This window comes from Kribbella soli (assembly GCF_004331345.1).
Taxonomy (GTDB): domain Bacteria; phylum Actinomycetota; class Actinomycetes; order Propionibacteriales; family Kribbellaceae; genus Kribbella; species Kribbella soli.
The window spans coordinates 853,986-876,194 of sequence record NZ_SJJZ01000003.1 but is presented as its reverse complement, the minus strand read 5'-3'; the positions used below and the strand labels follow the sequence as shown (position 1 = coordinate 876,194).

Below are 22,209 nucleotides of genomic sequence, written 5' to 3'. Positions count from 1 at the left end.
GGCTGGTTGCGTGGACTGCACCAGCCGCGGGATCGCGGTACATCGACGAGAGGGATGTGCAGTCGCATGACTGACAAGAAGGTTTGGCTGATCACCGGTGCAGGCCGGGGCCTGGGTGCCGACATCGTTGAGGCGGCGCTGGCAGCCGGTCACGCCGTCGTGGCCACCGGACGCAATCCGGACCGGGTGCGCTCCGTGCTCGCCGCCCACGACGACCTGCTGGTCCTCAAGCTCGACGTCACCGATCCCGCCGGTATCAACGACGCAGTCCGCTCGGCTGTCGAGCGGTTCGGCCGGATCGACGTACTGGTCAACAACGCCGGCAACTTCAACGCCGGGTTCTTCGAGGAGCTGAGCCCGGAGGAGTTCCGGGCACAGATCGAGACCACTCTGTTCGGTCCGGTCGATGTCACCCGCGCTGTGCTTCCGGTCATGCGCGGCCGGCGGTCGGGTCTCGTCGTCACCATCTCGTCGACGGCCGGAATTGCCGGTCAGGAGTTCTGTACGGCGTACGCCGCGTCGAAGTTCGGCGTCGAGGGATGGATGGAGTCGCTGACCCCCGAGGTCGCGCCGTTCGGGATCCGCACCATGCTCGTCGAGCCCGGCTTCTTCCGTACCGAGTTGCTGAGTCCTGAATCGACGAAGTACGCCGAGCCGACCATTGACGACTACGCCGAGCGAACCAGGCTGACCGTCAAGGGCTGGCAGAGCATGAACGGCCGGCAGGGCGGCGACCCCGCGAAACTCGCGAACGCGTTGGTCCAGCTCGCAAACCAGGACGACCCGCCGCTGCGCTTCGCGGCCGGCGCCGACGCGATCGCCACCTTCGAGCAGAAGGCCACAGCCCTTCTCGCGCAGGCCGAGGCCTACCGCGAGCTGTCCAGCAACCTCGCCCACGACGACGCATGACGTCGGCGTCGAAACTGAGCGGCACCGCCGCTCTCATCCGGGCTAGGCGAGGGCGGCGGAGATTGCGGCGGTGACGGTGGGGTGATGGAAGGTGAAGCCGCTGGACTGGAGACGGGTTGGGAGGGCTCGTTTGCTGCCCAGGAGTTCCCAGGCGAATTCGCCGAGGGCGGCCTTCATGAGGATTCCGGGCACCGGGATGACGCAGGGGCGGCGCAGGGCGGTGGCCAGGGCTTCGGTGAGCTCGAGGTTGGTCGCCGGTGTCGGTAGGGAGATGTTCACCGGGCCGCTCACGCTGTCGTTCTCGGCAACGTGCCGGACGGCGCGGATCCAGTCGGTCAGCGAGACGACCGGGAAGTACTGGGTTCCCGACCCGAAGCGGCCGCCGAGACCGATGCGGAAGGGGAGAGACAGGAGCTGGAACGCCGGAGCCTTGCTGCCGAGTACGACGCCTGTTCGCAGCGCGGCCACTCGGCTGCCTGCTGCACGGGCAGGCTCGAGCGCGCCCTCCCATAACCGGACGACGTCGGACAGGAATCCCTCGCCGAGGTCGGAGTCCTCGGTCAGGATGCGATCGCCGAGGTCGGTGCCGTAGCCGCCGATCCCGCTCTGCGTAAGCAGCACCGGCCGGCGGTCGAGCTGGGTCGCCGCAGCGGCCAGGGTCGCGGTCGTCGCGACGCGGCTCTCCCGGATCTTCAGGCGGTACGTCGGTGTCCACGGGCGGCCGATGTTCGCGCCGGCCAGGTTGACCAGGACATCGGGATCGCCCAGGGCTGCCACGTCCAGATCGCCGCGGGCCGGGTCCCAGCGGACTTCGTCCGGCGTCGACGGAGTACGTCGTACCAGCCGGACGACCTGGTGGCCGTTGGCAACCAAGTCGCGGGCGAGGGCCTTGCCGAGGAAGCCGGAGGCGCCGGCCAGTACGTACTTCATCCCGTTCTGCTCCTTGTCGGTGCCGACCGCCGGATCAAAGAACGGCGCCGGTGGCCGTCTCCGGGGAGACAGGCACCGGCGCCGGGTGTCCGATCGGATCAGACGTCGAACTGGGCCTCTTCGAGGCGCTGCTTGACGGCCGTCAGGTAACGGGCCGCGTCGGCGCCGTCGACCAGGCGGTGGTCGTAGGTCAGCGCCAGGTACACCATCTGCCGGATCGCGATCGTCTCGCCGAGCTCCGGGTGGGTGATGACCACCGGGCGCTTCACCACGGCGCCGGTCCCGAGCATGCCGACCTGCGGCTGGTTCAGGATCGGGGTGTCGAACAGCGCGCCCCGGCTACCGGTGTTGGTGATGGTGAACGTGCCGCCCGCCATCTCGTCCGGCAGCACCTTGTTGTTGCGGGTGCGGTCGGCGAGGTCGGCGATCTTCTTCGCCAGGCCGGCGATGTTCAGGTCGCCGGCGTTGTGCACGACCGGGACCATCAGGCCGCGTTCCACGTCCACCGCGATGCCGAGGTGCTCGGCGGCGTGGTACGTGATCTCGCCCTTCTCCTCGTCGATCGACGCGTTCAGCTTCGGGTACTGCTTGAGCGCGTCCACCGCGGCGAGCGCGAAGAACGGGAGGAAGGACAGCTTGACGCCCTCGCGGGCCTCGAAGTCGGCCTTCTTCTTGTTCCGCAGCTTCGAGATCTCGGTGACGTCGACCTCGACGACCGTGGTCAGCTGGGCCGAGACCTTCAGGCTGTTGACCATGTGGGCCGCGATCGCCTTGCGGATCCGGCTCATCTTCTCGGTGGTGCCGCGCAGCGGGCTGATCTCCGGGGCCTTCGCCGCTGCGGCCGGGGCCGCGGCCTGGGCTGCCGGAGCGGGTGCGGCTGCGGCGGCCTTCTTCGCCTCGGCGGCGGCGATCACGTCCTGCTTGCGGATACGGCCGCCGACGCCGGTGCCCTGTACGGCGTTCAGGTCGACCTCATGCTCCGCGGCGAGCTTGCGCACCAGCGGGGTGACGTAGTTCGCGCCGTCGGCGGAGCCGTTCGGCGACACCGCAGGAGCGGCCGGAGCCGCCGGGGCCGGAGCCGCCTGCGGAGCGGGAGCCTGAGCAGCCGGAGCGGCGACCGGAGCCGGGGCAGCGGCAGGAGCCGGAGCGGGGGCAGCAGCCGGGGCAGGAGCAGCAGCCGGAGCCGGGGCGGGAGCAGCGGCCGGGGCAGGAGCGGCAGCCTGAGCAGGAGCAGCAGCCGGGGCCGCCTCAGGAGCAGGAGCCGGAGCAGCGGCGGCGGGGGCGCCGGAGCCGACGATGGCCAGTTCGGCGCCGACCTCGACGGTCTCGTCCTCGGCGACCTTGATCTCCAGAAGCTTGCCGGCGATCGGGCTCGGGATCTCGGTGTCGACCTTGTCGGTGGAGACCTCGAGGAGCGGCTCGTCAACCGCCACGTCGTCGCCGACCTGCTTGAGCCAGCGGGTGACGGTTCCCTCGGTCACGCTTTCACCCAGCGCGGGCAGCGTCACCGACGTACCGGAAGCGCCCTCAGCGGGGGCAGCCTCGGCCGGAGCAGGAGCGGCAGCCTCCTCAGCAGCAGGAGCCTCAGCGGCAGGAGCCTCAGCAGCCGGCGCCGGAGCAGGCGCGGCGGCGGGAGCCTCGGCGGCCGGAGCCGGAGCGGACTCGGCAGGGGCAGCGGCCGGCGCGGGGTCAGCCGCAGGCTCGGCCGGAGCCGCAGGAGCGGAGCCGGCCTCGCCGGCGTCGCCGATCACGGCCAGTTCGGCGCCGACCTCGACGGTCTCGTCCTCGGCGGCCTTGATCTCGAGAAGGGTGCCGGCAACGGGGCTCGGGATTTCGGTGTCGACCTTGTCGGTCGAGACCTCCAGCAGGGGTTCGTCCACGGCAACCGTGTCACCGACCTGCTTGAGCCAGCGGGTGACGGTTCCTTCGGTGACGCTCTCCCCGAGGGCCGGCAGGGATACAGAGGTCGGCATGACGGTCGTTGCTCCTTCGTCTGATCGGTCGAGTGTCAGCCTACGGTGCCGCCGGAGCGGCCGGGATCCGGGTCACGGCCATCCTTCACGCTCCTGCAGCTCCAACTTACTGGGACGGTCCAGCAGGGTCAGTCATGGAAGTGCAAAGGTTTCCCGGCGAGGGCGAGGTGGGCCTCACCGAGGGCTTCGTTCTGGGTCGGGTGCGCGTGCACCAGCGGCGCCACGTCCGCCGGGTACGCCTCCCAGTTGTAGATCAGCTGCGCCTCGCCGATCAGTTCGCCGACACGCGAGCCGACCATGTGCAGCCCGACGACCGCGCCGTCACGAGCGCGGACCAGCTTCACGAAGCCCGCCGTCTTCAGGATCTGCGACTTGCCGTTGCCGCCGAGGTTGTAGTTGAGGATCTCCACGTCGCCGTACTTCTCCCGGGCCTGCTCCTCGGTCAGCCCGACCGACGCGACCTCCGGCTCGGAGTACGTCACGCGCGGGATGCCCGCCTCGTCGATCGGCGTCGGAGCGAGGCCGGCGAGGTGCTCGGCAACGAAGATGCCCTGCTGGAAGCCGCGGTGCGCGAGCTGCAGCCCCTGCACGATGTCGCCGACCGCGTACACGCCCGGCACGCTGGTCTGCAGCGTCGAGTCGACGGTCACGAACCCACGGTCGAGCGCGACGCCGACCTCTTCATAACCGAGACCCGTGGTGTTGGGCCCCCGGCCGACGGCCACCAGCAGTACCTCGGCCTCGATCACCTCGCCGCCCGCGACGGTCACCTGTACGCCGGAGTCGGTCAGCGCGACCGACTCGAACCGCGTACCGGTCTTGAACGCGATCTTCCGCTTCCGGAACGCGCGCTCCAAGGTCTTCGAGCAGTCGGCGTCCTCGGCCGGGACCAGCCGCGGCAGCGCCTCGACGATCGTCACCTTGGTGCCGAACGACGTCCACGCGGACGCGAACTCGACACCGATCACGCCGCCGCCGAGGATCACCGCGGATTCCGGGACCCGGTCAAGCGTCAGCGCGTGCTCACTCGCGATCACCCGGTGCCCGTCGAGCTCCAGGCCGGGCAGGGAACGGGAGTAGGAGCCGGAGGCAAGGATGACGTTGCGGCCGGTGTACGTCGTGTCGCCGACCTGGACCGTGGTGGGCGAGGTCAGCCGCCCCTCGCCCTCGATCACCGTGATGCCGCGGGCCTTCAACTGGCCCTGCAGACCCTTGAACAGCCGGTCGACGACGCCGTCCTTGTACTTGTTCACACCACCCATGTCGACGCCCTCGAGCGTCGTCCGGACCCCGAACTGCTCACCCTCGCGCGCCGAGTCCGCGACCTCGGCCGCGTGCAGCAGCGCCTTGGTCGGGATGCACCCACGGTGCAGACAGGTTCCGCCGACCTTGTCCTTCTCCACCAGCGCCACGGACAGGCCGAGCGTCGCGGCGCGCAGTCCGGCGGCGTAGCCACCGCTGCCGCCGCCGAGAATTACCAGGTCGTACGTCGTACCAGGTGCAGTACCACTGTCAGTCACAGGTTCCTCCGTGGGTCCAAGGCTGTGGGTCTGGTCGGGGGCGGGCGGTCCCGGATCGCGGTTCCGGCCCGGCGTCATCTTGTCACCGATCACGGCCGGATCCATCCCCGGGCCGGTCGTGGCGGGCAGGCCGGGATCGGCCGCAACCGTTATCCAGGATTTCGGCGCGGACTTGCACAGATAGTGGACACTTGACGTCATGAAGTGGTTCGGTCGCCGGCAGAAGGCCGGAACGATGCGCCGGTCGGACACTCCCGACCAGGCGCACCTGCGTGAGTTCGCCCAGACCCGCCAGGGCGTCGAGGGGTTCGTCGAGCCGCGGACGGCGGTGACGGAGTACACGATGGTGCTGGTCGCGCTCGACGGCGAGTGGACCCGCCGCCGGGTCCCGTCGGTCAAGTGGGCGCACGATTTCGCGAACAAGCTCGGCATCCCGTCGTACGACGCGGCCGTCGTCGGCTACCCGCCGCGGATGCGCGAGTACAACGCCCGCATGAAGAAGAACGGCCTCGCTTAAGCCTTAGAGGATGGGCACCCGGGAGCGGACCGCAGCGACGACCGAGGTGTCGACGACGGCGTGCAACGTCTCGGCGCCGGCGCCGAGCCTGGTGTGGGTCTGGCCCAGGGGAGTGGTCAGGCTGCTGCGCCCGATCCCCAGCGGATCCGTGCCGACCGGCGGTACATAGGCCTGATCGCACGCCAGCAACCAGGCCTGGGCGTCCGCCGCGCGAGCCCGCGTCAGCAGATCCCACTGCTCTTCCTTGCCCGGCCCCGCACCCCACGACGCCGGTACGACGATCAGCTCCGCCCCGAGCCGCCCGAGCGCGGTGAACTGCTCGGCGAACCGCAGGTCGTAGCAGGTCGCCAGCCCGATCGTCACGTCCCGCAGGCCGAACGCCACCAGCTCGTTGCCCGGTGCAACAGTGTCCGACTCGCGCGACCCGAACGCGTCGTACAGGTGGATCTTCCGGTACGACGCTTCCACGCCAGGTCCCGTGACGAGCAGCGTGTTGTGCACCCGTCCGTCCTCGGACGGCTCGAACAGGCCGGCGACCACCACGACCCCGGCGTCCGCCGCGACCTTCCGCAGACCGGTGGCGAACGGTCCGTCCAACGGCTCGGCGATCGAGCGCAGGTCGGTCCCGAAACAGGCCGACGTGGCTTCGGGCAGGATGATGAGCTCGGCGCCGTCGGCGGCCGCCTGCCGGACCGCGTCGGTCGCGGTGGTCAGGTTGGCGACCGGGTCCGGCCCGCTGCTGATCTGGGCCGCGGCCACGTGCAGGGCTGTCATCAGAACCTCCGAAGCTGTATACATTGGGTATGCAATTGAGTGGGGACTCCGGCCGGGATCGTGCCTATCAGTATCTGCGGGGGACGGTGCTGAGCGACCCGGCCGTGTCGGGGACGTTCATCAACGAGCAGGTCGTCGCCACCGAGGTCGGCATTTCGCGTACGCCGGTCCGCGAGGCGTTGCTGATGCTCGCCGCCGAGGACCTGGTCCAGCTCGTGCCGCACCGCGGGGCGTTCGTCGCGCCACTGCCCGGCCGCGAGATCGCCGAACTGATGCAGGCCCGCGGCGTGATCGAGTGCTGGGCCGCGTCGACTTCTCTTGCGGCCGACGCTGCCCCGGTCGAGGCGATGACGAGCGTCCTCGAGCAGCAGCGGGCGATCGTCGCGCAGGGCGACGCGAAGGCGTTCATCGAGCTGGACAGCCAGTTCCACGCGCTCCTGGTCGCGGCCGGCGGCAACTCCGTGCTCGGCCGGCTGTACGAGAACCTGCGGTCCAAGCACGTGCTCCTCGGCGTCGTCGCCCTGCAGCGCAGCGCGACCCGCCGGCAGGACGTCCTCGCCGAGCACCAGGCCATCGTCGACGGCCTGGCCGGCGGTGATCCGGCCGCGGCCGAGAAGGCGATCCTCAGCCATCTCGGCACCACGGGCTCGGTCCTCATGCAGGGCTGAGGGCAAGGGACTCCTCCTGCACGGCCCGGCCGAGGCGGAGGCCGACGAGGGTGATCGAGCACGCCACAATGATGTACGCCGCGATCACGTACCCCGTGCCCGCCTTGGCGAGGAAGTACGTGAACGCCAGCGGCGCCAGCGCACCACCGATCACCCCGGCGAACGTGTAGGCCAGCGAGCTCCCGGTGTACCGCAGCCGCGCGGTGAACTGCTCCGATACGAACGCGGCCTGCGGCCCGTACATCAGCGAGTGGAACACCAGCCCGATCACCACACCTGGCAACACAGTCGCCAGCGACGACGCCATGGCGAAGAAGACCACGCTCCACACGGCACCGCCGACCGCACCGATTGCGTACACCGTGCGACGCCCGTACCGGTCCGAAAGCCAACCGGACCAGGGAATCATCACGACCTGCAGCGCAGAACCGACCAGTACGGCGGTCACCGCCTCGCCACGACTCATGCCCAGTTCCTTGGTCGCATACGTGAGGACGAATACCGCGAACATTGCATAGAGCACGTCCGGCCCCACCCGAGCCAGGATCGCCGCAATCAGCGGCCGGGTCTGGGTCCGTAGCACCTCGGAGACCGGAGCGGTCGGCCGATCGCCCCGCGCCTCGAGCTCGCGGAACACCGGCGTTTCCTCCAGCCTGGAACGGATCAGCAGACCGAAGGCGACCAGTACTGCGGACAGCAGGAAGGCGACCCGCCATCCCCAGCTCAGGAACGCGTCCTCGGACAACCCTCCGGCCAGAACAGCCAGTACGCCGTTCGCCAGCAAGGTCCCGAGCGGCGGCCCGACCTGGGCGGCTGACGCCCAGAAGCCACGTTGTCCGGCCTCGCTGAACTCACTGCTGAGCAGAACGGCTCCACCCCACTCGCCGCCTACCCCCACGCCCTGTGCGAAGCGGAGTACGACCAGGAGGGTCGGTGCGACGGCGCCGGCTTGAGCGTGCGTCGGCAGCAGGCCGATGCAGAACGTGGCCACGCCGATCAGTAGCAGAGTGGCGACCAGCACGCGCTTGCGGCCGATCACGTCCCCGAGCCGGCCGAAGAAGATGCCGCCGAGCGGGCGCGCGACGTACCCGACCGCGTAGGTCGCGAAGGCCTGCAGCGTCCCGGTCAGCGGGTCGCTGCCGGGGAAGAACAGGTCGCCGAAGACGAGGGCGGCGGCGGAGCTGTAGACGGCGAAGTCGTACCACTCCAGCGACGTGCCGGACAGGCTCGCGGCGAAGGCCTTGTACAGACCGCGGCGATCGGGGGGAGAGGGCTGCGCAGAGGGCGGGGCGCTGGACATCGGGTGGACCTCCTTGAGGGGATGCCCCATACTCGTTGTATACGACGTGTTCACGCAAGCGCTGATTGAAGAAATTCTGGAGGAACCTGATGACGATGCGGTTCACCTTGCCCGACGGGAGTGAGCGGGCGATCGCTGTCCGCTACGCGTTGAACGCGGGCTACGCCGGCCGGGACACCGCGCAGGTCCAGCACCACGTGGACGAGCTGGCCGAGCTCGGCGTACCGGCTCCGCGCCGTATCCCGACGCTGTACCCACTGTCCGCGTCACTGGTCGGCAGGCCGGAGGTCGTCCAGGTCGCCCACGCCAAGACATCGGGTGAGGCCGAGTGGGCGCTGGTGGTCGGCGAGGACGATGTCCTGCTCACGGCCGCGTGCGATCACACCGACCGGGCGCTCGAGGTGCACGGTGTTGCCTGGAGCAAGCAATCCGCGCCGGACCTGCTCGGTGACGTCGCCTGGCCGCTCACGGAGATCGAGGACGAACTCGACCGGTTCACCTTGAAGGCGTGGGTCCGGCACGGCGACACCGAGCAGCTGATCCAGGACGGCACGCTCGCTCAGTTGCTGCCGCCGTCGTACTGGCTGAAGGAGCTCGGCGACCGCCTGGTCCCGGGCACCGTGCTGCTCAGCGGCACGATTCCGATGATCCCGGGCGTCGACCAGTTCGCCGACGCGTGGCGGGTGGAGCTCACCGACCCGCGCGGCCTGACCAGCCGCGTCGTGTACTCGATCGAGCAACTCGCCCCGGCCTGGGACTGACGTGAAGGAACAGAAGGAATTCTTCGCGACCGCCGGCCTCGCGTGGACCGACGCCGGCGGCGGCATCACGCAGAAGGTGCTCAGTGAAGACGCCGACGGCACGCTGACGAGGCTCGCGCGCTGGGCGCCCGGTACGGCGTCCGGCGCCGAGGTCATCCGGCACGAGTACGTCGAGGAGGTCTACCTGCTCGAGGGTGAGCTGACCGATCTCACCCTCGACCAGACGTTCGGACCCGGCGACTACGCGTGCCGGCCGCCGGGGATGCCGCACGGTCCCTATCGCACCGGGACCGGCTGCGCCATGCTGGAGATCCGCTACTCAGCTCGCTGAGGCGGCGAGCTCGACCAGGGTGCGGACGGCGTAGCCGGTGCCGCCGGTGGGCGTGTAGCCGGAGGGGCCGCCGTCGTTGAAGGCGGGACCGGCCACGTCCAGGTGCACCCAGTCGATGCCATCAGCAACGAAGTCGCCGAGGAAGGCGGCCGCCGCGAGCGCGCCGCCCCAGGGCTCGCCGGTGATGTTGGCCAGGTCGGCGACCTTGGAGTGCGACTTCAGCTTGTCCAGCATCTCGGTCGGGATCGGCAGCGGCCACATCGACTCGCCGGCCGCGATCGCCGCGTCCACGACCCGGTCGCGTGCGGTGTCGGCGTTCCCGAACGCGCCCGCCACCTTGGTGCCCAGGGCAACGACACACGCCCCGGTCAGGGTGGCCACGTCGATGATCAGGTCGGGCTGGTCCGCGGAGGCCCGGACCAGCGCGTCGCCGAGCACCAGGCGGCCCTCGGCGTCGGTGTTCAGCACCTCGACGGTCTTGCCGCCGTACATGGTCAGTACGTCGGAGGGCCGGGCCGCGGAACCGGACGGCATGTTCTCGGCCATCGCGGCGTACGACGTCACCTGGACCGGCAGACCGAGCCGGGCGATGGCGATCGTCGCGCCGATCACCGCGGCGGCGCCGGCCATGTCGGACTTCATGCTCACCATGCCGGTCGACGTCTTCAGCGACAGGCCGCCGGAGTCGAACGTGATGCCCTTGCCGACGAATGCCAGGTGCGTGACGGGCTTCTTCGGCGTGTAGGTCAACCGGACCAGCCGCGGCGGGTTGCTCGAGCCCTGGCCGACGCCGAGGATGCCGCCGTACCCGCCCTTGGCGAGCGCCTTCTCGTCGAGCACCTCGACCTTGACGCCGTACTCCTTGCCGAGCTTGACCGCGTCGGCCGCGAACTCGGCCGGGTGCAGGTCCGACGGCGGGGTGTTCACCCAGTCCCGCACCTGTGCGACGGCCTCAGCGGTCACCTGGGCGCGCTCGAGCGCGGCCTTGGCGTCCTTGTTCCGGGCCAGGTCGGTCAGCACGGTCAGGTTGCCGGGTACGTCGTTCGCGCCGTCCGACGACTTGTACGCCGTGAACGTGTAGCGGCCCATCAGCGCGCCCTCGGCGACCGCGCGCACGCACTCGGCGTCGGGGGCCGGCAGCGCGAACGCGACCGACTGCGAGGTCTTCGCCGCGCGCACACCGGTGCCGGCCGCGGCCCGCAGGTCCTCGGTCTTCAGTACGCCGTCGGGCGCCGCACCCAGACCGACCGCGATCAGCGTCGGGGACTTGCCCGGCTTGCCGAGCAGCGGCCCGGGCACCTTCGTCACCTCGCCGGCCTTGCCGGTGGCGCCGAGACCGGACAGCACCTCCACCAGCTTCCCGCCGTACGCGGCGTTCAGCGACTCGGTGCCGGCCGGCAGGGTGACGCCGCCGCCGAGTTTGACCACGCCGATGACCACGGCGTCGCTCTTGACGCCGGCGGCATCTGACTTGCTCAGGGTGATGGTGGTCACGAAATCCTCAGTCCTCCTTGACCGGCGGGCAGATGGCCGGTCGTCACGGTACGTGCGTGCTGCCTGAGCATGCTACGCGTCGGGTAGTTTCCCCTCCATGACCCAGTCTCCTGATCTGAAGAAGTCGCCACTGCACGAGCGCCACGTCGCGCTCGGCGCCAAGTTCGCCGAGTTCGGCGGCTGGGAGATGCCCCTGGAGTATTCCGGCGTCGTGGCCGAGCACACCGCGGTCCGTACGTCGGTGGGTGTCTTCGACGTCAGCCATCTCGGCAAGGCGACCGTCAAGGGTCCGGGCGCCGCGGCGTACGTGAACGCGTGCCTGACCAACGACCTCGGCAAGATCGCGCCGGGTCAGGCGCAGTACACGTTGTGCTGCAACGAGAGCGGGGGAGTGGTCGACGACCTGATCGCCTACCTGCACGCCGACGACGACGTGTTCCTGATCCCGAACGCGGCGAACACCGCCGAGGTGGTCCGGCTGCTCCAGGCAGACGCCCCCGACGGCGTCGAGGTGACGAACGTCCACGACGACTACGCGATCCTCGCCGTGCAGGGTGCGAACAGCGACGAGGTGGTGTCCGCGATCGGCCTGCCGACCGGCCACGACTACATGTCCTTCGCCACGGCCGACTTCGGCGGTACGCCGGTCGTCGTGTGCCGCACCGGCTACACAGGCGAGCGCGGCTTCGAGCTCGTCGTACCGAACGCCGCCGCGGTGGCCGTGTTCGACGCGCTGCTGACCGCCGGCGAGCAGTACGGGATCGTCCCGGCCGGACTGGGCGCGCGGGACACGCTGCGGACCGAGATGGGGTACCCGCTGCACGGCCAGGACATCGCTCCCGGCATCACGCCGGTCCAGGCGCGGTCCGGCTGGGCCGTCGGCTGGAAGAAGGAGCACTTCTGGGGCGACGCGGCCCTGCGCGCCGAGAAGGAACGCGGACCGGCCCGGATCCTGCGCGGCCTGCGCGCCGCCGGACGGGGTATTCCGCGGCCGCACATGTCCGTTCTGGATCAATCCGGTACGGCGCTCGGTGAAGTTACCTCCGGAACGTTCTCGCCGACGCTGAAGAAAGGTATTGCGTTGGCCTTGCTGGACGCTTCGGTGAAAGAAGGCGATCAGGTAACCGTCGACATCCGGGGCCGCGAGGAAACCTTCGACGTCGTCAAACCGCCCTTCGTGACCGTTCACGTGCGCTGACCGCGTTCCGCGACCGTACGTCGAGAACCGTTACCCTCCGTCATAACCTGGCACAAATTGGCCACTGTCGGTGCTGTGCCGACGCGTTTTGCGCAGGATTGACTGCGAACGGTGACGAAATGGGGCAAATGTTCCGTTGGAGTACCGGTTCCGGTAACGATTTGTGCACTGCTGCCGGGCACTGCTGGTTTGGTGTCACAGTGTCGGGCAGGCTAGCGCGCGGCTACGGCGGAACCCCCTGTCAAGGGGATTTGACGCCAGCCCGCAAGAGAGCAAAGGTCGGCACGCTATCCACCGATAAGTGCCGGATCCGCGGACCGAAATCCGGTCGACTGAACTGACGGAGTGCGAATGAGTATTGGGTCGCCCGACTCGACCGTAGGGGTCGAAGAACACCCGGCCTCGGCGGAGCCGGTCCGTACGGCCGCCACTCCGCACGGCAAGTCGCCGAGCCGGATCGCCTTCGACCGGCTCCGCAAGGACAAGGTCGCGGTGATCTGCGCGTCGATCGTGCTGTTCTTCGTCCTGGTCGCGATCCTGGCGCCGCTGCTGGCCAAGCTCGAGGGTCAGGACATCAGCACCTTCAACACCCAGCAGATCGACGAGTTCGGCTACCCGACGATCGGCATCACTCCGGACCACTGGTTCGGCATCGAGCCGAAGACCGGCCGGGACAACTTCGCCCGCTGGGTGTACGGCGCCCGCCCGTCGCTGATCATCGCGTTCCTGGCGACCGTGGTCGGCACCGCGATCGGCGTCGTGATGGGCCTGCTGGCCGGCTTCCTCGGCGGCTGGGTCGACCGGGTCATCTCCTGGCTGATCGACTTCGTGCTCAGCCTGCCGTTCCTGCTCTTCGCGATCGCACTGGTTCCGATCGTCGAGTCGCTGCGCGGCGGCTCGTTCAACCTGACGCCGGAAGACCAGGCGAACATCCGGTTCTACGTGCTGATCTTCGTCCTCGCGTTCTTCGGCTGGGCGGGCCTGGCCCGCATCATCCGCGGCGAGGTGCTCTCGCTGCGCGAGCGTGAGTTCGTGCTCGCCGCCAAGGCGATCGGTGTGCCGACCTACCAGGTCCTGTTCAAGGAACTGCTGCCCAACCTGGTCGCCCCGATCGTGATCTCGGCCTCGCTGGCAGTACCCGCGTACGTCACCGCGGAGGCCGGGCTCTCGTTCCTCGGTGTCGGACTGGTCGAACCGAAGCCCTCATGGGGCCAGACGATCGCCGTCGCCACCAACTGGTACAAGGCCGACCCGCTCTACCTGTGGCTGCCGGTCATCGGGATCACCGCTCTGGTGCTCGCGCTGGCCCTGCTCGGAGACGCGATCCGCGACGCCTTCGACCCCAAGACTCGCCGGTAGTACGGCGATTGCCCCAGCGGCAGAAAAGGAGAAACCCGACCATGCAGTGGAAACGGATAACCGCGGTCGCGGCGACGGTCATGCTGACCGCCGTGGCTTGTGGCAGCCCGTCCTCGAACAGCGGCAGCAAGGGCGGCACCGACGCGGTGGGAGGCGCGCAGGTCAAGGCGACGGACCCCACTGCGAAAGGCCCGGCCCCTGACGTAGAGGGTGCGAAGAAGGGCGGGACGATCACCGTCCTGTCCGACGTGACGCCTTCCGGCTTCGACCCGACCGACACGTACTACGTGGACGGTAACGCGATCGAGAAGCTGTACTTCCGCGCGCTGACCCAGTTCCGCCTCGACGGCCCGGACAAGAAGCCGGTGCTGGTACCGGACCTGGCCGAGGACCTCGGCACCAAGTCCGACGACGGCCTGACCTGGACCTTCAAGCTCAAGCAGGGCATCAAGTACCAGGACGGTACGCCGGTCAAGGCCGAGGACTACGCGTACGCGATCAAGCGGTCCTTCGCGCACACGCTGTACGAGAACGGCCCGACGTACCAGATGGACTACTTCCTGGACGGCAAGACCTACAAGGGTCCGTACGTCCAGGGCGGCGACGTCTACAAGGGCGTCGAGACGCCGGACGACCACACCCTGGTCATCAAGCTGGCGAAGAAGTTCGACGACATGCCGTTCTACGCGGCGTTCCCGCTCTTCGCGCCGATGCCGAAGGCGAAGGACACCCAGAAGAACTACGAGCAGCACCCGATGTCGACCGGCCCGTACATGGTCCAGTCCTACAACCCGGGTAGCGAGCTCAAGCTGGTGAAGAACCCGAGCTGGGACCCGAACACCGACCCGGTGCGGCACCAGTACGCGGACGCCTTCGACTTCAAGTTCGGTCAGGACACCATCAAGGCCCAGCGCCAGGTGCTGGTCAGCTCCGGCCCGGACGCGAACGCGGTGAACTACTCGAACCTGGACACCACGCTGCTGCCCGAGGTCAAGGACCAGTCGCAGCTGATCACGGGCCAGTCGCCGTGCACGAACATGTACACGATGGACACCCAGAAGATCCCGCTGGACGTTCGTAAGCTGATCGCCAAGGCGTACCCGTACAACTCGTGGCGCAAGGTCGCCGGTCTGAACCCGACCACCGACCCGCCCGCGTCGACGATCCTGCCGCCGGCCGTCCCGGGCTACGAGAAGTACGAGCTGCCGGGCCTGAACGGCACCGGTGACGGCGCCGAGGACGCCGCGGTCGCCAAGGAGGTCAAGGACGAGCTGGCCAAGGCGGGCAAGTCGAACTTCGAGCTCAGCTGGTACTACTCGATCGACGACAAGATCTCGACCCAGGCCAACCAGCTGCGCAAGCAGGCCTTCGAGAAGGCCGGCTTCAAGGTCAAGGCGATCGGTGTGCCGAAGGCGAACATCCGCAAGTTCACCGGTGCGCCGGACGCCCCGGTGAACATCGGCCGGACCCCGGCCGGCTGGTGCTCCGACTGGCCGAGCGCCACCAGCTGGTTCCCGGTGCTGTTCACGACCGCTGCGGTCGAGGCCGGTAACAGCGTCGGTCAGCTGAAGGACCCGGAGCTGGACAAGAAGATCGAGGCGATCCAGGCCAAGACTCCGGACGAGCAGCTGAAGGAGTGGCCGAAGATCGACAAGGAGATCATGGAGAAGTACCTCCCGGTCCTGCCGCTCTACTACAGCTCGAGCAACATGCCGGTCGGCAAGAACATCGGCGGTGCGGTGAACGACCCGACCCAGGGTGTGTTCGAGTTCACCTCGATGTTCCTGAAGCAGCCCTGACCGACGTCCGTTCTGAAGCAGTACTGATCCACTGAGGGTGGCGTGGTGCCCGGACCACAAGTCCGGGCACCACGCCGATCGGTGAGGAGACAATCCCGTGCTCTATTTCGTGGCGCGCCGTTTGGTCAGCGCGCTCAGTGTGGTGCTGGCGACGTTGATCGCGACGTTCGCGCTGTTCTTCATCGCGCCGACCGATCCGGCCGCGGCCATCTGCGGTGAGCGCAACTGCACGCAGCAGCGCTATGAGGAGATCACGAAGAACCTGCACCTGGACCGGCCGAAGGTCGAGCAGTTCGCCGACTACACGATCGGCATCTTCGTCGGCCGTGACTTCACCACCTCCGGCGTCACGCAGCACTGCGCGGCCCCGTGCCTCGGCTTCTCGTTCAAGAACGACCGGCCGGTCACGGAGCTGATCGGATCCAGGTTCCCGGTGACGCTGTCGCTGGTGCTCGGGTATGCCGTCCTGGTCCTGACGATCGGTGTGTTCGTCGGATCGATGGCGGCGAAGAGACGCGGGAGCCTCGGCGACCGGGCGCTGATGACCAGCACGCTGGTGGTCAGTTCGGTGCCCTACTACATCGTGGCGCTGATGGTCGCGCTGTACCTGACCATCGTCTATCCGATCCTGCCGCGGGGTGAGTGGACACCACCCTCGGAGAACTTCGGCAAGTTCATCGCCGGCCTGCTGACCCCCTGGCTGGTGCTCGGTGTCTACAACTGCACGTCGTACGCGCGGTACTCGCGCGGCTCCATGGTCGAGACGCTGAGCGAGGACTACATCCGGACCGCACGGGCCAAGGGCCTGTCCGACCGGGTGGTCACCTACAAGCACGCGCTCCGCTCCGGGTTGATCCCGGTCGTGACGATCTTCGGTCTGGACATCGCCGGCAGCCTCGGCGGCGCGATCTTCACCGAGCGGATCTTCGACCTCCCCGGGCTCGGGCAGCTGGTGCTGGACAGTCTGAACAACTACGACCTGCCCGTGATCATGGGCACCGTGCTGGTCGCCTCGGTGATCATCGTCGCGATGAACTTCCTGGTGGACATCGGCTACAGCCTGATCGACCCGCGAGTGAGGCTGTCGTGAGCACACCCGCCCCTGAAGACCGCGCCCCTCAAGACCGCGTCCCCGAAGACCGGAAGGACAGCATGGCCGAGAGTGCAGCCACTCCGGCGGACGCCACCGCGGACGCCCAGCGTGGTCCGTCGGTCGCCACCCGCGAGCGCCGGCAGGGTTCGATCAACCCGAGCGGCGAGACGCCGTACCTGGTGGTCGAGGACCTGGCCGTGAAGTTCCCCACCGCCGACGGCCTGGTGAGCGCGGTGAACGGGCTGAGCTACTCGGTCCCGCTCGGCCGCACGCTGGCCATCGTCGGCGAGTCCGGCTCCGGCAAGTCGGTGTCGAGCATGGCTGTGATGGGCCTGCACGACCGCAAGCGGACCCGGATCACCGGCTCGATCCGGCTCGGCGGCGACGAACTCGTCGGCCTGCCCGAGAACGAGCTGATGAAGATCCGCGGCGACGCGATGTCGATGGTCTTCCAGGACCCGCAGTCCTCGCTGCACCCGCTGTACACGATCGGCAACCAGCTGGTCGAGGCGTACCGGGTGCACCACAAGGTCTCCAAGGACGTGGCGAAGAAGCGGTCGCTGGAGATGCTCGACCTGGTCGGCATCCCGAACCCGGCGCGCCGGTTCTCGCAGTACCCGCACGAGTTCTCCGGCGGTATGCGGCAGCGCGCGATGATCGCGATGAGCCTGATCAACGACCCGAAGCTGGTGATCGCCGACGAGCCGACCACCGCGCTGGACGTCACTGTGCAGGCGCAGATCCTGGACCTGCTGAACAACCTGCAGAAGGAGTTCGGCTCCGCGATCGTGCTGATCACCCACGACCTCGGGGTGGTCGCCGAGATGGCCGACGACGTCCTGGTGATGTACGCCGGGCGCTGCGTCGAGTACGGCACCGCCGAGGACGTCCTGGCGAACCCGCGGATGCCCTACACGTGGGGTCTGCTCGAGTCGATCCCGACCGTCTCCGCGGCGAACGAGCGGCTGCGTCCGATCAAGGGCCTGCCGCCGAGCCTGCTGAACCTGCCGCAGGGCTGCTCGTTCTCCGCCCGCTGCCCGTACGTCGACCGCGTCAAGGGCGAGCTCTGCACCACCCAACTTCCGGACCTGCTGCCGGTGGACGGCGCCGGTGCGCACACTTCCCGTTGTCACCTGCACGACAAGGCCTCGATCTACGAGACCGAGATCGCGCCGAGACTGGGCTGACGAGGGGACTGAGGAATCATGAGCGAAACTTTGTTGCAGGTCCGCGACCTGAAGATGCACTTCCCGATCAAGGAAGCGGCAGGCCTCGGCCGGACCAAGAAGGTCGTGCAGGCCGTCGACGGCGTCTCCTTCGAACTGAAGGCCGGCGCCAGCCTCGGCCTGGTCGGCGAGTCCGGCTGCGGTAAGTCGACCACCGGCCGGATGATCACCCGGCTGCTGACCCCGACGGCCGGCGAGATCGTGTTCAAGGGCACGGACATCGCGCAGCTGAAGGAGCGGGAACTGCGCCCGTTCCGCCGCCAGCTGCAGATCGTCTTCCAGGACCCGTACAGCTCGCTGAACCCGCGGCAGACGGTCAGCAACATCATCAGTACGCCGCTGCGCGTGCACAACCTGGTCAAGAAGGGCCAGGAGCTCGCGCGGGTCCAGGAGTTGCTGGAGCGCGTCGGCCTGAACCCGGAGCACCACAACCGCTACCCGAACGAGTTCTCGGGCGGTCAGCGGCAGCGCATCGGCATCGCCCGGGCGCTCGCGGTGGAGCCCGAGGTGATCATCGCCGACGAGCCGGTGTCTGCGCTCGACGTGTCGATCCAGGCCCAGGTGATGAACCTGCTCGAGGACCTGCGCAAGGACCTCGGGATCGCGTTCGTGTTCATCGCGCACGACCTCGGCGTCGTCCGGCACTTCTGTGACGAGGTCGCGGTGATGTACCTCGGCAAGATCGTCGAACAGGGCAGCCGGGACCAGATCTACAACGCGCCGCAGCACCCGTACACGCAGGCGCTGCTGTCGGCCGCGCCGGACCTGGGCACGATCCGGGGCGTCCCGCCGAAGGAGCGGATCCGGCTGGTCGGCGACGTACCCTCGCCGATCGACCCGCCGAGCGGCTGCCGGTTCCGGACCCGCTGCTGGAAGGCGGAGGACATCTGCGCCACCCAGGAGCCGCTGTTGGAGATCAAGCCGCAGTCGACGCAGGGCCACACGGCCGCCTGCCACTTCGCGGAGCCGAAGGTCGACCTGATCGCCGAAACCGCCTAGAGCCGAAACCGCCCAGAGCCGAGAAAGCCCCCGTCAACGGCGACGGGGGCTTTCTTGTGTTTCTCTGCGTGGAGGGTCAGGCGCGGCCGTGGGCCTGGCGGCTGCGCCGGCTGAGCGAGTCGATCGTGACCGCGATGAGCAGGACGACGGCGGTGACGATGTAGCGGACGTTCGAGTCCAGGCTGAGCAGGGCGAGCCCGTTGGAGATCGAGGTGATCACCAGCGCGCCGAGCAGTGCGGAGTACGCCGAACCGCGGCCGCCGAACAAGCTGGTGCCGCCGATGACAGCGGACGCGATCGCGTTCAGGTTCACGTCCGTGCCGCCGCTGGCCTGGCTGACCGCTACCAGCCGGGCCGCTGCGAGGATGCCGCCCACCGCGGCGAAGGTGGTGCACGCGGCGAACACCGTCAGGTAGATCATCCGCACGTTGATACCGGCCCGGCGCGCGGCCTCGACGTTCCCACCGACGGCGAAGACCGAGCGGCCCCAGCGCGTCCGTCGTACGGCGAGGTCTGTGACCACGACCAGCGCGAGGAAAAGCAGGAACATCGACGAGACGCCGCGGTCGCCGTTGAGGACCACGACCGGGATCAGCAGCATGATCGCGAGACCGGCGGCCTTGATCGCGATGACCGAGGTCGGCGCCGCGGACAGACCGGCCGCGGCGCGGGCAGTCCGGCCCTGCCAGCGGCTCAGCGCGTAGGCAACGACGACCAGGGCGACCAACGCGTAGGCCATCGCGGGGGAGAGGAAGCTCCGCGTCGCGAATCCGACCAGCGCGGAGTCGTACGGCAGGTTGATCGTGCCCTCCTTGCCCAGCACCAGCAGCTGCAGACCGAGGAACCCGAGCAGACCGGCGAGCGTGATGACGAAGCTCGGTACGCCGAAGCGCGTGTAGAGCAGGCCGTAGAACAGGCCGATCAACACACCGAGCGCGATGGCGGCGACGAGCGACAGGACGATCGGCCAGCCTTCGTTGACGAACGTGACGCCGACGACCGCGGCCGCCACGCCGCTGACCGAACCGACGGAGAGGTCGATCTCGCCGAGCAGCAGGACCAGAACGATGCCGAGGGCAATGACCCCGACGGACGTGGTCTGCAGTGTGAGGTTCACCAGGTTGCGGCTGGACAGGAACGAGCTGTTCGCGACCTGGAACACCGCCCAGATGATGACCAGGCCGACGACCACCGGGACCGAACCCAGGTCACCGGACCGCAGCCGGGAGGTGAAGGCGCCGACTGCGCCGCTGATCCCTTGCCGGGCGATCAGCCGCTCGTCCTGCAGATCGGCCGGCAGCTGGGCGGCACCGTTCTCCTCGGGTGTCGCCGTCGTACCCGAGATGTCCTGGGGGCGGGTCCCCGATCCTTGGAGACTCATGAGGCCGGTCCCTCTTCCCGGCTCCGGCGCGCTGCGCGTTCGGAGACCGCGTTGTCGGTGGCGCCGGTGATCGCGGCGATGATGTCCTGCGTCCTGGTCTCGCTGACCACGAAGACGCCGTTGTTGCGGCCGAGACGCAGTACGGCGACCCGGTCCGCGACCGCCATCACGTCGGCCATGTTGTGGCTGATCAGGATCACGGCGAGGCCGCGTTCGCGGAGCCGCTCGACCAGGTTGAGGACCTCGGCGGTCTGAGCTACGCCGAGGGCCGCGGTCGGTTCGTCCAGCATCACGACCTTGGGCCGGCCGAGCAGGCTGCGCGCGATCGCGACGGTCTGCCGCTGGCCGCCGGACAGGCTGGCGACCGGGATCCGGACCGACGGGATCTTCGCGGACAGCTGGCGGAGCAGCTCCCAGGACTGGCGTTCCATCTCGACCTCGTCGAGCGTGCCGTTCCTGCGCAGTTCACGGCCGAGGTACAGGTTGGCGACAACGTCCAGGTTGTCGCACAGCGCCAGGTCCTGGAACACGGTGGCGATACCGAGCTGCTGCGCCTCGGCCGGGCTGCCGACCCGGACCGGCCGGCCGTCGAACACCATCGACCCGTCGTCGGCGGTGTAGACGCCGGCGATCGTCTTGACCAGCGTGGACTTGCCGGCCCCGTTGTCGCCGACCAGCGCCAGCACCTCACCGGCGCGGACGTCCAGCTCGATGTTCTTCAGAGCCTGCACGGCCCCGAAACGCTTGGAAATCCCCTGCAACGTCAGCACCGTACCGGCACCGACGTCGAGGGGAGTCGGGGTAACTGTCACTCGATCAGCCTCCTGCGGCTTGACGTGTGCCCCAAGCATGCGCCCCCCGCACCTCACTGCGGGGGGCGCATGCAGCGGGGCGGCTCAGTTGCTGCTCAGGCCTGCGGCGGTGCAGGCGGCTGCGAAGGACGCGGTGCAGATGTCGGTGATCTTGTAGATGTTGTCCTTGACCACGGTGTCCTTGATGTTGTCCTTGGTCACCGCGACCGGGTCGAGAATCGTCGACGGTACGCCGTTCTTGTCGGTGGTGGACTCGGGCTTGCCGCCGTTCGCCAGCGCCACCGCACCCTTGGCGGCCGCCTCGGCCTGCGGCTTGACCGCCTTGTAGATGGTCATCGCCTGGTCGCCGGCGATGATCCGCTGGATCGCGGCCAGTTCCGAGTCCTGCCCGGTGACCGGCGGCAGCGGCTTCACGCCACCGCCCTTCAGTGCGGCGATCGCGCCACCGGCGGTGCCGTCGTTGGCGGCGTACACACCGACCAGTCCGTTCTTGATCGCGCTCAGCTGGCCCTCCATCCAGCCCTGCGCCTTGTCCGGGCTCCAGTCCGGGGTGTCGAACTCGGCGGCGATCTTGAAACCGCTCGAGTCGAGCACGCTGTGCGCGCCCTTCTTGAAGTCGGCGGCGTTCGGGTCGGTCGGCGAGCCGTTGATCATCGCGATGTTGCCGGACGTCTTGCCGGCCGCCTTGAGGGCGTCGACCAGGGTCTGCGCCTGCAGCTTGCCGACCGCCTCGTTCTCGAACGACACGTAGTAGTTCGCGTTCTCGATGAACCGGTCGTACGCGATCACCGGGACGTTCTGGCCCTTCGCGGAGGCGGCGACCGCGGCGGCGGCCTTCCCGTCGACCGGGTCGAGGACCAGCACGTTCGCGCCCTGGGTCAGCGCGGCCTCGGCCTGCTGCTGTTGCTTGGCGGCGTCCTGATCGGCGTTGCTGTAGATCAGCTGGCAGTCTCCGCAGGCCGCCTTCAGCGCCTCGGTGAACAGCGGGCGGTCGAGCGCCTCGTACCGAGTGGTCTTCGACTCGGGCAGCAACAGCGCGACCTTTTTCGCGCCGCCTGAGCCGCTGCCCGAGCCGGAGTCGTCGGAGCCACAGGCCACCAAGGAGGCGGCGAGGGCCGACACGGCAAGGCCGAGGCCGACGAGACGAAGTGCTGAGACGGACATA

The 22,209-nt window shown here is 68.7% G+C and carries 20 protein-coding genes; 11 read left to right on the top strand and 9 right to left on the bottom strand.

Annotated features, from left to right (window positions below):
- Positions 1-66: 66 nt before the first annotated feature.
- Positions 67-909: an SDR family oxidoreductase gene (locus E0H45_RS27005; protein WP_131342427.1), complete on the top strand. Its 843-nt coding sequence runs from the start codon at positions 67-69 to the stop codon at positions 907-909.
- A gap of 42 nt (positions 910-951) precedes the next feature.
- Here the strand turns inward: E0H45_RS27005 and E0H45_RS27000 are convergent, their stop codons facing one another.
- The 3 genes from E0H45_RS27000 to lpdA all read right to left on the bottom strand — a co-directional run bounded on the left by E0H45_RS27000 (position 952) and on the right by lpdA (position 5,332).
- Positions 952-1,839 carry a TIGR01777 family oxidoreductase gene (locus E0H45_RS27000; RefSeq protein WP_131342425.1) on the bottom strand — a complete coding sequence of 296 codons (888 nt, stop codon included), beginning with the start codon at positions 1,837-1,839 and terminating at the stop codon, positions 952-954.
- A 98-nt stretch (positions 1,840-1,937) separates the two neighbouring features.
- Positions 1,938-3,812, bottom strand: a complete 1,875-nt coding sequence (gene sucB / locus E0H45_RS26995) for a 2-oxoglutarate dehydrogenase, E2 component, dihydrolipoamide succinyltransferase (protein WP_131342423.1) — start codon at positions 3,810-3,812, stop codon at positions 1,938-1,940.
- Between the two features lie 128 nt (positions 3,813-3,940).
- Positions 3,941-5,332 (bottom strand): dihydrolipoyl dehydrogenase, encoded by a 1,392-nt coding sequence (gene lpdA / locus E0H45_RS26990; protein ID WP_131342421.1) that lies wholly within the window; start codon positions 5,330-5,332, stop codon positions 3,941-3,943.
- A 199-nt stretch (positions 5,333-5,531) separates the two neighbouring features.
- On the opposite strand from lpdA, the gene E0H45_RS26985 reads away from it, so the two are divergent.
- A complete protein-coding gene (locus E0H45_RS26985) occupies positions 5,532-5,849 on the top strand; it encodes a hypothetical protein (RefSeq protein ID WP_131342419.1) in 318 nt (105 codons plus the stop codon).
- 3 nt (positions 5,850-5,852) lie between these two features.
- Here E0H45_RS26985 and E0H45_RS26980 read toward each other — a convergent pair whose 3' ends face one another.
- A complete protein-coding gene (locus E0H45_RS26980) occupies positions 5,853-6,623 on the bottom strand; it encodes a carbon-nitrogen hydrolase family protein (RefSeq protein WP_131342417.1) in 771 nt (256 codons plus the stop codon).
- Positions 6,624-6,652: 29 nt separating this feature from the next.
- Here E0H45_RS26980 and E0H45_RS26975 point away from each other — a divergent pair, with 29 nt between their 5' ends.
- Positions 6,653-7,291 carry a GntR family transcriptional regulator gene (locus E0H45_RS26975; RefSeq protein WP_131342415.1) on the top strand — a complete coding sequence of 213 codons (639 nt, stop codon included), beginning with the start codon at positions 6,653-6,655 and terminating at the stop codon, positions 7,289-7,291.
- On the opposite strand, the gene E0H45_RS26970 is transcribed toward E0H45_RS26975, so the two are convergent.
- A complete protein-coding gene (locus E0H45_RS26970) occupies positions 7,278-8,591 on the bottom strand; it encodes an MFS transporter (protein ID WP_131342413.1) in 1,314 nt (437 codons plus the stop codon). The two genes, E0H45_RS26975 and E0H45_RS26970, sit on opposite strands and share 14 nt — an antisense overlap.
- Before the next feature lie 89 nt (positions 8,592-8,680).
- On the opposite strand from E0H45_RS26970, the gene E0H45_RS26965 reads away from it, so the two are divergent.
- Entirely contained in the window at positions 8,681-9,352 is a 672-nt protein-coding gene (locus tag E0H45_RS26965) for a DUF2848 domain-containing protein (RefSeq protein ID WP_131342411.1), read from the top strand.
- 1 nt (position 9,353) lies between these two features.
- Positions 9,354-9,683 (top strand): cupin domain-containing protein, encoded by a 330-nt coding sequence (locus tag E0H45_RS26960; RefSeq protein WP_131342409.1) that lies wholly within the window; start codon positions 9,354-9,356, stop codon positions 9,681-9,683.
- On the opposite strand, the gene E0H45_RS26955 is transcribed toward E0H45_RS26960, so the two are convergent.
- Complete coding sequence (locus tag E0H45_RS26955; protein WP_131342407.1) at positions 9,672-11,177, bottom strand: leucyl aminopeptidase; 1,506 nt, start codon at positions 11,175-11,177, stop codon at positions 9,672-9,674. The two genes, E0H45_RS26960 and E0H45_RS26955, sit on opposite strands and share 12 nt — an antisense overlap.
- Positions 11,178-11,274: 97 nt before the next feature.
- Here E0H45_RS26955 and gcvT point away from each other — a divergent pair, with 97 nt between their 5' ends.
- The 6 genes from gcvT to E0H45_RS26925 all read left to right on the top strand — a co-directional run bounded on the left by gcvT (position 11,275) and on the right by E0H45_RS26925 (position 18,851).
- On the top strand, positions 11,275-12,375 hold the full coding sequence (gene gcvT / locus E0H45_RS26950; protein WP_131342406.1) for a glycine cleavage system aminomethyltransferase GcvT: 1,101 nt from the start codon (positions 11,275-11,277) through the stop codon (positions 12,373-12,375).
- A 351-nt stretch (positions 12,376-12,726) separates the two neighbouring features.
- A complete protein-coding gene (locus E0H45_RS26945; protein ID WP_131342405.1) occupies positions 12,727-13,734 on the top strand; it encodes an ABC transporter permease in 1,008 nt (335 codons plus the stop codon).
- Positions 13,735-13,775: 41 nt separating this feature from the next.
- Complete coding sequence (locus tag E0H45_RS26940) at positions 13,776-15,533, top strand: ABC transporter substrate-binding protein (protein WP_131342404.1); 1,758 nt, start codon at positions 13,776-13,778, stop codon at positions 15,531-15,533.
- Between the two features lie 97 nt (positions 15,534-15,630).
- Positions 15,631-16,623, top strand: coding sequence for an ABC transporter permease (locus E0H45_RS26935; protein ID WP_131342401.1), 993 nt, complete (start codon positions 15,631-15,633; stop codon positions 16,621-16,623).
- A 62-nt stretch (positions 16,624-16,685) separates the two neighbouring features.
- Positions 16,686-17,813: an ABC transporter ATP-binding protein gene (locus tag E0H45_RS26930; RefSeq protein ID WP_238155307.1), complete on the top strand. Its 1,128-nt coding sequence runs from the start codon at positions 16,686-16,688 to the stop codon at positions 17,811-17,813.
- Between the two features lie 18 nt (positions 17,814-17,831).
- Positions 17,832-18,851: an ABC transporter ATP-binding protein gene (locus E0H45_RS26925; RefSeq protein ID WP_131342397.1), complete on the top strand. Its 1,020-nt coding sequence runs from the start codon at positions 17,832-17,834 to the stop codon at positions 18,849-18,851.
- 76 nt (positions 18,852-18,927) lie between these two features.
- Here the strand turns inward: E0H45_RS26925 and E0H45_RS26920 are convergent, their stop codons facing one another.
- The 3 genes from E0H45_RS26920 to E0H45_RS26910 all read right to left on the bottom strand — a co-directional run bounded on the left by E0H45_RS26920 (position 18,928) and on the right by E0H45_RS26910 (position 22,208).
- The gene (locus tag E0H45_RS26920) at positions 18,928-20,232 is read right to left on the bottom strand and encodes a sugar ABC transporter permease (RefSeq protein ID WP_131342395.1); all 1,305 of its coding nucleotides are present in this window, start codon (positions 20,230-20,232) and stop codon (positions 18,928-18,930) included.
- On the bottom strand, positions 20,229-21,044 hold the full coding sequence (locus E0H45_RS26915) for an ATP-binding cassette domain-containing protein (protein WP_131342393.1): 816 nt from the start codon (positions 21,042-21,044) through the stop codon (positions 20,229-20,231). The genes E0H45_RS26920 and E0H45_RS26915 overlap by 4 nt, the downstream gene beginning before the upstream one ends.
- Before the next feature lie 84 nt (positions 21,045-21,128).
- Positions 21,129-22,208, bottom strand: a complete 1,080-nt coding sequence (locus tag E0H45_RS26910; protein ID WP_131342391.1) for a substrate-binding domain-containing protein — start codon at positions 22,206-22,208, stop codon at positions 21,129-21,131.
- Between the last annotated feature and the right edge of the window lies 1 nt (position 22,209).

Bases quoted from the DNA above. Each gene is read 5' to 3' on its own strand.
- E0H45_RS26965 (WP_131342411.1), top strand. From the start codon at position 8,681: ATGACGATGCGGTTCACCTTGCCCGACGGGAGTGAGCGGGCGATCGCT.
- E0H45_RS26980 (WP_131342417.1), bottom strand. From the start codon at position 6,623: ATGACAGCCCTGCACGTGGCCGCGGCCCAGATCAGCAGCGGGCCGGAC.
- E0H45_RS26920 (WP_131342395.1), bottom strand. From the start codon at position 20,232: ATGAGTCTCCAAGGATCGGGGACCCGCCCCCAGGACATCTCGGGTACG.
- E0H45_RS26985 (WP_131342419.1), top strand. From the start codon at position 5,532: ATGAAGTGGTTCGGTCGCCGGCAGAAGGCCGGAACGATGCGCCGGTCG.
- E0H45_RS27005 (WP_131342427.1), top strand. From the start codon at position 67: ATGACTGACAAGAAGGTTTGGCTGATCACCGGTGCAGGCCGGGGCCTG.
- E0H45_RS26925 (WP_131342397.1), top strand. From the start codon at position 17,832: ATGAGCGAAACTTTGTTGCAGGTCCGCGACCTGAAGATGCACTTCCCG.
- gcvT (WP_131342406.1), top strand. From the start codon at position 11,275: ATGACCCAGTCTCCTGATCTGAAGAAGTCGCCACTGCACGAGCGCCAC.
- E0H45_RS26940 (WP_131342404.1), top strand. From the start codon at position 13,776: ATGCAGTGGAAACGGATAACCGCGGTCGCGGCGACGGTCATGCTGACC.
- E0H45_RS26930 (WP_238155307.1), top strand. From the start codon at position 16,686: ATGGCCGAGAGTGCAGCCACTCCGGCGGACGCCACCGCGGACGCCCAG.
- E0H45_RS26910 (WP_131342391.1), bottom strand. From the start codon at position 22,208: ATGTCCGTCTCAGCACTTCGTCTCGTCGGCCTCGGCCTTGCCGTGTCG.
- E0H45_RS26970 (WP_131342413.1), bottom strand. From the start codon at position 8,591: ATGTCCAGCGCCCCGCCCTCTGCGCAGCCCTCTCCCCCCGATCGCCGC.
- E0H45_RS26945 (WP_131342405.1), top strand. From the start codon at position 12,727: ATGAGTATTGGGTCGCCCGACTCGACCGTAGGGGTCGAAGAACACCCG.
- E0H45_RS26975 (WP_131342415.1), top strand. From the start codon at position 6,653: ATGCAATTGAGTGGGGACTCCGGCCGGGATCGTGCCTATCAGTATCTG.
- E0H45_RS27000 (WP_131342425.1), bottom strand. From the start codon at position 1,839: ATGAAGTACGTACTGGCCGGCGCCTCCGGCTTCCTCGGCAAGGCCCTC.
- sucB (WP_131342423.1), bottom strand. From the start codon at position 3,812: ATGCCGACCTCTGTATCCCTGCCGGCCCTCGGGGAGAGCGTCACCGAA.